Origin of the sequence: Pseudomonas sp. JH-2, from assembly GCF_036231725.1 — a bacterium.
Lineage (GTDB): Bacteria > Pseudomonadota > Gammaproteobacteria > Pseudomonadales > Pseudomonadaceae > Pseudomonas > Pseudomonas delhiensis.
In genome coordinates this window covers 221,003-230,904 of the sequence record NZ_JAZAQP010000003.1, presented here as the reverse complement: position 1 = coordinate 230,904, position 9,902 = coordinate 221,003, and the positions used below count along the sequence as shown (strand labels likewise).

General features: G+C 67.5%; 7 protein-coding genes. 6 read left to right on the top strand and 1 reads right to left on the bottom strand.

Going from position 1 to position 9,902, the window contains the following annotated elements:
- Positions 1 to 975: 975 nt before the first annotated feature.
- Positions 976 to 2,193: a M24 family metallopeptidase gene (locus VV867_RS03885; RefSeq protein ID WP_328565670.1), complete on the bottom strand. Its 1,218-nt coding sequence runs from the start codon at positions 2,191 to 2,193 to the stop codon at positions 976 to 978.
- A 183-nt stretch (positions 2,194 to 2,376) separates the two neighbouring features.
- Between VV867_RS03885 and VV867_RS03880 the strand changes: the two genes are divergently transcribed.
- The 6 genes from VV867_RS03880 to VV867_RS03855 all read left to right on the top strand — a co-directional run bounded on the left by VV867_RS03880 (position 2,377) and on the right by VV867_RS03855 (position 9,895).
- Positions 2,377 to 2,940 (top strand): helix-turn-helix domain-containing protein, encoded by a 564-nt coding sequence (locus tag VV867_RS03880; RefSeq protein ID WP_089390576.1) that lies wholly within the window; start codon positions 2,377 to 2,379, stop codon positions 2,938 to 2,940.
- A 223-nt stretch (positions 2,941 to 3,163) separates the two neighbouring features.
- Positions 3,164 to 4,765, top strand: a complete 1,602-nt coding sequence (locus tag VV867_RS03875; RefSeq protein WP_328565674.1) for an ABC transporter substrate-binding protein — start codon at positions 3,164 to 3,166, stop codon at positions 4,763 to 4,765.
- Between the two features lie 159 nt (positions 4,766 to 4,924).
- A complete protein-coding gene (locus VV867_RS03870; RefSeq protein ID WP_328565669.1) occupies positions 4,925 to 6,304 on the top strand; it encodes an OprD family porin in 1,380 nt (459 codons plus the stop codon).
- Between the two features lie 10 nt (positions 6,305 to 6,314).
- Positions 6,315 to 7,898: an ABC transporter substrate-binding protein gene (locus VV867_RS03865; protein ID WP_328565668.1), complete on the top strand. Its 1,584-nt coding sequence runs from the start codon at positions 6,315 to 6,317 to the stop codon at positions 7,896 to 7,898.
- Positions 7,899 to 7,962: 64 nt separating this feature from the next.
- Positions 7,963 to 8,973 (top strand): ABC transporter permease subunit, encoded by a 1,011-nt coding sequence (locus tag VV867_RS03860; RefSeq protein WP_109932854.1) that lies wholly within the window; start codon positions 7,963 to 7,965, stop codon positions 8,971 to 8,973.
- A gap of 10 nt (positions 8,974 to 8,983) precedes the next feature.
- Positions 8,984 to 9,895 carry an ABC transporter permease subunit gene (locus tag VV867_RS03855; RefSeq protein ID WP_089390571.1) on the top strand — a complete coding sequence of 304 codons (912 nt, stop codon included), beginning with the start codon at positions 8,984 to 8,986 and terminating at the stop codon, positions 9,893 to 9,895.
- Positions 9,896 to 9,902 lie beyond the last annotated feature (7 nt).

Sequence of the window (9,902 nt, the reverse complement as noted above, 5' to 3'; positions counted from 1 at the left end):
TCCTACGAAGACGAGAAATCCCGTGCCACCCGACAACCTGTAGGAGCGGGCCCTGCCCGCGATTTCGCGCGCAGGGCGCGCTCCTACAGGGGAATGGTGTGGGTGGGGCAGCGTAGGAGCGGATCTCATCCGCGAATCGCGCCGAAACCTCCGGTTATCGCGGAAAAGTTCCGCTCCTACGAGGACGAGAAATCCCGTGCCACCCGACAACCTGTAGGAGCGGGCCCTGCCCGCGATTTCGCGCGCAGGGCCCTACAGGGGAATGGTGTGGGTGGGGTAGCGTAGGAGCGGATCTCATCCGCGAATCGCGCCGAAACCTCCGGCTATCGCGGAAAAGTTCCGCTCCTACGAGGACGAGAAATGCCGTGCCACCCGACAACCCGTAGGAGCGGGCCCTGCCCGCGATTTCGCGCGCAGGGCGCGCTCCTACAGGGAAATGGCGTGGGTGGGGTAGCGTAGGAGCGGATCTCATCCGCGAATCGCGCCGGAACCTCCGGCTATCGCGGAAAAGTTCCGCTCCTACGAAGACGAGAAATCCCGTGCCACCCGACAACCCGTAAGGAGCGGGCCCTGCCCGCGATTTCGCGCGCAGGGCGCGCTCCTACAGGGGAATGGTGTGGGTGGGGTAGCGTAGGATCTCATCCGCGAATCGCGCCGGAACGTCCGGTTATCGCGGAAAAGTTCCGCTCCTACGAAGACGAGAAATCCCGTGCCACCCGGTGACCTGTAGGAGCGGACTCCGTCCGCGATTTCGCGCGCAGGGCGCGCTCCTACAGGGGAATGGTATGGGTGGGGTAGCGTAGGAGCGGATCTCATCCGCGAATCGCGCCGGAACCTCCGGCTATCGCGGAAAAGTTCCGCTCCTACGAAGACGAAAAATCCCGTGCCACCCGGTGACCTGTAGGAGCGGACTCCGTCCGCGATTTCGCGCGCAGGGCGCGCTCCTACAGGGAAATGGCAACCCCACGCAGCCGGCTACGCCCCCAGGCCGAACGGATCGTCGATGGAATGGCTCGGCCGGGTGAACCAGCGCGGGCCCTCGGCGCTCATGTAGAAGTGGTCTTCCAGGCGGATGCCGAACTCGCCGGGCACGCAGATCATCGGCTCGTTGCTGAAGCACATGCCGGCCTCCAGCGGGGTTTCGTCGCCGCGTACCAGGTAGGGGCCTTCGTGGATGTCCAGGCCGATGCCGTGGCCGGTGCGGTGCGGCAGGCCGGGCAGGGCGTAGTCCGGGCCCAGGCCGCCGGCTTCCAGGCAGCGCCTTGCGGCGGCGTCCACCGCCTGGCAGGGGGCGCCCGGCAGGGCGGCGTCGAAGGCGGCCTGCTGGGCGGCCTTCTCCAGGTTCCAGAAGGCGCGCTGGCGGTCGCTGGGGGTACCGAAGACGTAGCTGCGGGTGATGTCCGAGTTGTAGCCGTGCAACTGGCAGCCGGTGTCGATCAGCACCATGTCGCCCTCGCGCAGCGGGCGCGGCTCGCGCACGCCGTGGGGGAATGCGCTGTCCTCGCCGAACAGCACGATGCAGAAGGTCGAGCCGGGCGCGCCGACGCGGCGGTGCGCCGCCTCGATGAAGCGCACCACCTCGGTGGCGGTGATGCCTTCGCGAAGGATGCCGGCGGCAGCCTTGTGCACCTCCAGGGTCATGTCCTTGGCGCGCTGCAGCAGCGCCAGCTCGGCGGTCGACTTGCGCTGCCGGCCGTGGTCCACGGCGGCGCCGGCGTCCACCAGGCGCAGGGCGCCGGCGACCTCGCGCAGGCGCTCGACCATGCCGAACGGCAGGCTCGGGCACAGGCCGAGGCGGGCGTTGGCCGGCACGCCCAGCTCCACCAGCATGTCCAGCAGCAGGCGGTAGGGGCTCTGGTGCTCCTGCCAGGTGCGGATCGCCCCCGGCAGCACCTGGAAGTCGCGCACCGTGCCCTCCTCGAAGGCCGGGGCGAGGTACAGCGGCTCGCCGTCGGCGGGCACCAGCAGGCCGACCAGGCGCTCGCTGGGGTTCCACTTCACCCCGCTGAAATAGCGCAGGTAGCTGCCGGCATCGACGAAGGCCGCGGCCATGCCCTGCTCGCGCAGGCGCGCCTGCAGGCCGGCCACGCGGGCCCGGTATTCGTCCAGCCCGATCGGCTCGACGCCGCCGCTCATGTCATGCAGCCCCGCCAGTGCCTGCTCGGGGGTGCGGCCCCCAACGCCCAATGCCATCGCCCAGCTCCCGTGGTGAAAAATGCCGGCTGGATTTAAGCATTACTTAAAATCCGTGCCAAACAAATTTTAAGTCACACTTAAAACCACGAAGAAAGCGCCTACCCCCTGTCAACCTTGCCGACACTCTTCCGCCGCGATTCTTCACCGGTATACTGCCGGCATCCTCCAAGAGCCCAGCCAATGACCGTCGATCGAATCGGAGAGCGCCTGCGCCGTTATCGGCGCGCCGCGAAGAAGACCCTCAACCAGGTGGCCAGCGAATCCGGCCTCACCGCCAGCTTCCTGTCCCAGGCCGAGCGCAACCTCACCGGCGTTTCCATCTCCTCCCTGGCCAGCATCGCCAGGTCCCTGGGGGTGCCGCTCAACGAACTGTTCGACCAGCCGCAGCAAGCGCAGCCGGACACCCACCAGGGCGAGCGCGTGCGCTACGCCATCGAAGGCCAGCCGCTGGGCTACGAGCGCCTGTCCAGCACCTTCCCCGGCAACCAGCTCAACGCGGTGAAGATGAACATGCCGGTCGGCTACCAGTCCGAGCTGATTTCCCACGAAGGCGCGGAATTCGCCTACGTGCTCAGTGGCAACATCGTCTACACCATCGACGGCCGCAATTATCCCCTCGGCCCCGGCGACTCGGTGCATTTCGATGCCGGCAAACCCCACTGCCTGCGCAATGCCGGCGAGGAAACCGCCGAGGTGCTGACCGTCACCACCATGCCGCTGTTCGGCGAGCATCCGGGCACCTGAGTCCTTCCCCCACTATCAGGATCCGTCTGATTTTTGCAGTGGCACTGAATTTAAGTTGACCTTAATTTCAGCCTGACTTAACTTCGCGTTCGACGTTCGCCGGCCACCCCCGGCGGCATCCGGCCATCGCCTCCGGGGGAGCGATGGCGCCCGAGCCGGCGCAGGCCCACAACGCCCAGCGCACGGCTCCCTCAGAAAAAGAACAACGAGGTTAGGCATGCGTATGAAGCGTCGTAACTCCATGCATTCACTGGTTGCCGGCGGCCTGCTGCTGGCCAGTTCGGCGAGCTTCGCCGGCAACACCCTGGTGTACTGCTCCGAAGGCAGCCCGGCCGGCTTCGACCCGGGCCAGTACACCACCGGCACCGACTACGACGCCACGTCGGAAACCCTGTTCAACCGCCTGGTGCAGTTCGAGCGCGGCGGCACCGAGGCCGTGCCGGCCCTGGCCGAAAGCTGGGAGACCAGCGCCGACGGCAAGGCCTGGACCTTCCACCTGCGCCCCGGCGTGAAGTTCCACAGCACCGACTACTTCAAGCCCAGCCGCGCGTTCAACGCCGACGACGTGGTCTTCACCTTCCAGCGCATGCTCGACAGGAACCATCCGTTCCGCAAGGCCTACCCCACCGAGTTCCCCTACTTCACCGACATGGGCCTGGACCGCAACATCGCCAAGGTGGAGAAGCTCGACGAGCACAGCGTCCGGTTCACCCTCAACGAGGTCGACGCCGCCTTCATCCAGAACCTGGCGATGAACTTCGCGGCCATCCAGTCCGCCGAGTACGCCGACCAGCTGCTCAGGCAGAACAGGGCCAGCGACATCAACCAGAAGCCCATCGGCACCGGGCCCTTCGTGCTCAGCCGCTACCAGAAGGACGCGCTGATCCGCTTCAGGGGCAACAAGGACTACTGGAAGCCCGAGGACGTGCGCCTGGACAACCTGATCTTCGCCATCAACACCGACGCCTCGGTGCGCATGCAGAAGCTCAAGGCCGGCGAATGCCAGATCAGCCTCAACCCGCGCCCGGCGGACCTTGAGTCGCTGAAGCGCGACCCGAACCTGAACATGCCCTCGCAGCCGGGCTTCAACCTCGGCTACCTGGCCTACAACGTCACCCACAAGCCGCTGGACCGCGTCGAGGTGCGCCAGGCGCTGGACATGGCGGTGAACAAGCAGGCCATCATCGACGCCATCTACCAGGGCGCCGGCCAACTGGCGGTGAACGCCATGCCGCCGACCCAGTGGTCCTACGACGAGTCGATCAAGGGCCAGGCCTACGACCCGGAAAAAGCCAGGGCACTGCTGAAGCAGGCCGGCATCGCCGAGGGCACCGAGATCACCCTCTGGGCCATGCCGGTGCAGCGCCCGTACAACCCCAACGCCAGGCTGATGGCCGAGATGATCCAGGCCGACTGGGCCAAGGTCGGCATCAAGGCCAGGATCGTCAGCTACGAGTGGGGCGAGTACATCAAGCGCGCCCACGCCGGCGAGCACGACGTGGCCCTGTTCGGCTGGACCGGCGACAACGGCGACCCGGACAACTGGCTGGGCACCCTCTACGGCTGCGACGCGGTCAACGGCAACAACGTCTCCAAGTGGTGCGACCCGGCCTACGACAAGCTGGTGAAGCAGGCCAAGGCGACCACCGACCACGCCCAGCGCGTCGCCCTCTACCAGCAGGCCCAGCAACTGCTGGCGCAGCAGCTGCCGATCAGCCCCATCGCCCACTCCACCGTGTACCAGCCCATGCGCAAGTCGGTGCAGGGCTTCCTCATCAGCCCCTTCGGGCGCAACTCGTTCTACGGCGTGGGCAACCAGCCCTAGCCGCAGCCCGCGGTCCCACCGCGGGCAGGCCAGCCCGGCACAGACCGGGCGGCCCTTCGTTTCGCCACTGCCTCACTCCCAGCGTGCCAGCCCCGGCAGGCGCGGCGGGATGCGTTTGCCGTCTCGAACAACAACGAAGAAGAAAGAAGGAGCAACCCCATGCAGTGTCCCTACATCAAACCCACCGTACTGGGCCTGGCGATCGGCGCCGGGCTGCTCGGCCAGGCCTGGGCCGCCGAGGACGATTCGGACAAGGGCCAGGCCGGCGCCAGCGGCTTCGTCGAAGGCCAGAAGCTGACCCTGAGCACGCGCAACTTCTTCTCCCGCGAGCAGATGCACGACAGCTTCGGCTTCCGCATCCCCAAGGAGGGCGGTTCGGAGTTCACCCACAGCCGCCGCGCCTGGGTGCAAGGCACCATCCTCCAGTACAGCTCCGGCTACACCCAGGGCACCGTCGGCTTCGGCCTGGACCTGGCCGGCTTCAACGCCATCAACCTGGAGCGCGGCAAGGGCGTGATCGGCGGCGGCGGCAACCGCACCCTGGCCCACAGCGACGGCGAGGCGGTGGACGAGTGGTCGAAGATGGGCATCGCCAACCTGCGCCTGCGGGTCTCCAACACCGAACTCAAGGCCGGGCGCTTCCAGGTCGAGACGCCGGTGTTCAACGGCATCGACAACCGCGCCCTGCCGTCGAGCTTCAACGGCGTCGGCCTGCTCAGCGAGGAACTGGCCGGCCTCTCGCTGCAGGGCGGCAGCTTCACCCGCGCCAGCCCGCGCACCGGGGCGGGCGACGAGGACCTCACCACCGAGTACGGCACGCGCCAGGTCAAGGGCGACCGCTACAGCTACCTCGGCGGCACCTACAAGGTCGCCGACAACCTCTCGGTGACGGCCTACGGCGGGCACTTCGAGGACGTCTGGAACCAGTACTACCTCGGCTTCTCCCACGACCTGGGCGATGCGCAGAGCCTGGCCCTGAACACCAGTTTCAACCTCTACAGCACCCTCGACACCGGCAACCGCGAGGCCGGCTACATCGACAACGACACCTGGAGCCTGGCCTTCACCCTCAGCCGTGGTGCCCACTCGCTGATGCTCGGCTGGCAGCAGGTCGACGGCAACGAGTACTTCGACTACGTGCACGAAACCTCGGCCATCTACCTGGCCAACTCGCTGCTGTCGGACTACAACGGGCCCAACGAGAAATCCGTGCAACTGCGCTACGGCACCGACTTCGCGCCCTACGGCGTGCCCGGCCTGAGCACCGCGGTGTGGTACGCCAAGGGCTGGGACATCGACGGCACCCACTACGACGGGGACCGCAACGGCGCCTACGGCAACTACGCTGAAGTCCGTGGCCAGGACGGCGAGAAGCACCACGAGCTGGGCCTGATGGGCACCTACGTGATCCAGGACGGCCCGCTCAAGCGCAGCAGGTTCCGCCTGATGTACATGAAGCACCTGGCCAGCCAGAACCAGGTCGACGGCAGCGTCGACGAAGTCCGCCTGGTCAGCACCTTCCCCTTCGACCTGCTGTAGGAGAAACGGAATGCCCGTCCCGCGCTACCTGCCCCTGCTCCTGGCCCTTGGCGCCGGCCCCGCGCTGGCGCAGAACCTGGTGGTCTGCACCGAGGCCAGCCCGGAAGGCTTCGACATCGTCCAGTACACCGGCGCGGTCACCGCCGACGCTGCCGCCGAGACGGTGTTCAGCCGCCTGGTGGCGTTCCGCCCGGGCACCACCGAGGTAGTGCCGGCACTGGCGCAAAGCTGGGAGGTCAGCCCCGACGGGCTGACCTACAGCTTCCACCTGCGCCCGGGGGTGAAGTTCCACAGCACCGAGTACTTCAAGCCCAGCCGCACCCTGAACGCCGACGACGTGCTCTGGAGCTTCCGCCGCGCCCTGGACCCGCAACATCCCTGGCATGCCTCGGCGCCGCGCGGCTACCCCTACTTCGAAGCCATGGGCATGGGCGAGCTGATCAAGTCGGTGGACAAGCTCGACGACCTGACCGTGCGCTTCACCCTCAACCACCCGGAGGCGCCCTTCCTCGCCGACATGGCCATGGGCTTCGCCTCCATCTACTCGGCCGAATACGGCGACCAGCTGCTCAAGGCCGGCAAGCCGGAGCAGCTCAACACCCAGCCCATCGGCACCGGACCCTTCGTCTTCAGCCGCTACGCCCGCGACGCCCAGGTGCGCTACAAGGCCAACCCGGACTACTTCGGCGGCAAGCCAGCGATCGACAACCTGGTGTTCGCCATCACCCTGGACCCCAACGTGCGCATGCAGAAGCTGCGCCGCGGCGAGTGCCAGGTGGCGCTCTACCCCAAGCCCGCCGACGTGCCGCAGTTGCAGAAGGAGGCGGGCCTGGAGGTGGACAGCACCGACGCCCTGCTGACCACCTACGTGGCCCTCAACACCCAGCACAAGCCGCTGGACGACGTGCGCGTGCGCCAGGCCATCAACCTGGCCATCGACAAGCCGGCCCTGCTCGCCGCGGTGTTCGGCCCCGGCGCCGCGACCCCGGCCATCAACCCCTATCCGTCCACCCTGCTGGGCTACAACGAGGCCCTGCAGGACTGGCCGCACGACCCCGAGCGCGCCCGGGCCCTGCTCGAGGAAGCCGGGGTGGACGGCCTGAAGCTGACGCTGTTCATCCGCAACGGCAGCTCGCCGACCATCCCCAACCCGGCGCTGGCGGCACAGATGATGCAGGCGGACCTGGCCAAGGTCGGCATCGCCTTGCAGATCCGTTCGCTGGAATGGGGCGAGCTGCTCAAGCGCTCCAAGGCCGGCGAGCACGACCTCTCGCTGCTCGGCTGGGCCGGCGACAACGGCGACCCGGACAACTTCCTCAGCCCGAACCTCAGCTGCGCGGCGGCGAAGTCCGGGGAAAACCAGGCGCGCTGGTGCGACCCGGCCTTCGAATCACTGATCCAGCAGGCCCGGCGCACCGACGAGCGGTCGAAACGGCAGGAACTTTATGAAAAGGCGACAAAGATATTCCACGAACAGGCCCCCTGGATTCCCCTGGCGCATCCTAAGCTGTTCAATGTGCGCCGCAGCAACATCGAGGGCTACACCATCAGCCCGCTGAGCAATAACAACTTCGCCGAAACCCGGGTGAAGTGACAAGAAAAAGCGGCGCCCGCCCTACCCCTGCGGGCAGCCGCGCGATGAGGAGTGCTCCACCACCATGCTGAGTTTCATCGCACGCCGCTTCGGCCTGCTCATCCCCACTTTCTTCGGCGTCACGTTGCTGACCTTCGCGCTGATCCGCATGATCCCCGGCGACCCGGTCGAGGTGATGATGGGCGAGCGCCGCGTCGACCCGCAGATGCACGCCGAGGCCATGCACCGCCTGGGCCTGGACAAGCCGCTGTACCAGCAGTACCTGGACTACATCGGCAACCTCGCCCAGGGCAACCTCGGCGAATCCCTGGTCACCCGCGACAGCGTCTGGCACGAGTTCCTCACGCTGTTCCCGGCGACCCTGGAGCTGGCCATCGCGGCCATGCTGTTCGCCGGCACCTTCGGCCTGCTGGCCGGGGTGATCGCGGCGCTCAAGCGCGGCTCGATCTTCGACCACGGGGTGATGACCATCTCCCTGGCCGGCTACTCGATGCCGATCTTCTGGTGGGGCCTGATCCTCATCATGCTGTTCTCCGTGACCCTCGGCTGGACGCCGGTGTCCGGGCGCCTGGACCTGCTCTACGACATTCCGCCGGTGACCGGCTTCATGCTCATCGACACCCTGCTCTCCGACGAGCAGGGCGCCTTCCTCGACGCCCTGCACCACCTGGTGCTGCCGGCCATCGTGCTGGGCACCATCCCGCTGGCGGTGATCGCCCGCATGACCCGCTCGGCCATGCTCGAGGTGCTGCGCGAGGACTACGTGCGCACCGCCCGCGCCAAGGGCCTGTCGCCGGCCCGGGTGGTGTTCGTGCACGCCCTGCGCAACGCCATGATCCCGGTGCTCACCGTGTTCGGCCTGCAGGTCGGCGCGCTGCTGGCCGGCGCCGTGCTGACCGAGACCATCTTCTCCTGGCCGGGCATCGGCAAGTGGCTGATCGACGCCATCAGCCGCCGCGACTACCCGGTGGTGCAGAACGGCATCCTGCTGGTCGCCACCCTGGTGATCCTGGTCAACTTCACCGTGGACATCCTCTACGGCCTGGTCAACCCGCGCATTCGCCACCAACGCTGAGGAGCCCGCGATGAATTCCATGCAAAACGCTCCCGCCGGCGACCCGAGCCTGGTCTACCCCTCGCCCCTGAAAGAGTTCTGGCAAGCCTTCGCGCACAACAAGGGTGCGGTCGGCGGCCTGGCGTTCATGGTGCTGATCGTCTTCTGCGCGCTGTTCGCGCCCTGGGTGGCGCCCCACGACCCCAGCGAGCAGTTCCGCGACTTCCTGCTCACCCCGCCGGTGTGGCTGGAGGGCGGCAGCGGGCAGTTCCTGCTGGGCACCGACGAAGTGGGCCGCGACATGCTCTCGCGGCTGATCTTCGGCGCCCGCCTGTCGCTGCTGATCGCCCTGAGCTCGGTGGTCATCTCGCTGCTGCCGGGGCTGGTGCTGGGCCTGGTCGCCGGCTTCTCGCCGACCCGCCTGGGCCCGGTGATCATGCGCCTGATGGACATCATGCTGGCGTTGCCCTCGCTGCTGCTGGCGGTGGCCATAGTCGCGGTGCTCGGCCCAGGGCTGTTCAACACCGTGATCGCCATCGCCGTGGTCTCGCTGCCCTCCTACGTGCGCCTGACCCGCGCGGCGGTGCTCGGCGAGGTCAACCGCGACTACGTCACCGCCTCGCGCCTGGCCGGCGCCGGCATCTGGCGGCTGATGTTCGTCACCGTGCTGCCCAACTGCATGGCGCCGCTGATCGTCCAGGCCACCCTGAGCTTCTCCTCGGCCATCCTCGACGCCGCCGCCCTGGGCTTCCTCGGCCTCGGCGTGCAGCCGCCGACCCCGGAGTGGGGCACCATGCTGGCCTCGGCGCGCGACTACATCGAGCGCGCCTGGTGGGTGGTGAGCCTGCCGGGCCTGGCCATCCTGCTCAGCGTGCTGGCGATCAACCTGGTGGGCGACGGCCTGCGCGACGCGCTGGACCCGAAACTCAAGAGCGCGGCGTGAGGATGAC

Bases quoted from the DNA above. Each gene is read 5' to 3' on its own strand.
- VV867_RS03860 (WP_109932854.1), top strand. From the start codon at position 7,963: ATGCTGAGTTTCATCGCACGCCGCTTCGGCCTGCTCATCCCCACTTTC.
- VV867_RS03885 (WP_328565670.1), bottom strand. From the start codon at position 2,193: ATGGCATTGGGCGTTGGGGGCCGCACCCCCGAGCAGGCACTGGCGGGG.
- VV867_RS03855 (WP_089390571.1), top strand. From the start codon at position 8,984: ATGAATTCCATGCAAAACGCTCCCGCCGGCGACCCGAGCCTGGTCTAC.
- VV867_RS03870 (WP_328565669.1), top strand. From the start codon at position 4,925: ATGCAGTGTCCCTACATCAAACCCACCGTACTGGGCCTGGCGATCGGC.
- VV867_RS03865 (WP_328565668.1), top strand. From the start codon at position 6,315: ATGCCCGTCCCGCGCTACCTGCCCCTGCTCCTGGCCCTTGGCGCCGGC.
- VV867_RS03880 (WP_089390576.1), top strand. From the start codon at position 2,377: ATGACCGTCGATCGAATCGGAGAGCGCCTGCGCCGTTATCGGCGCGCC.
- VV867_RS03875 (WP_328565674.1), top strand. From the start codon at position 3,164: ATGAAGCGTCGTAACTCCATGCATTCACTGGTTGCCGGCGGCCTGCTG.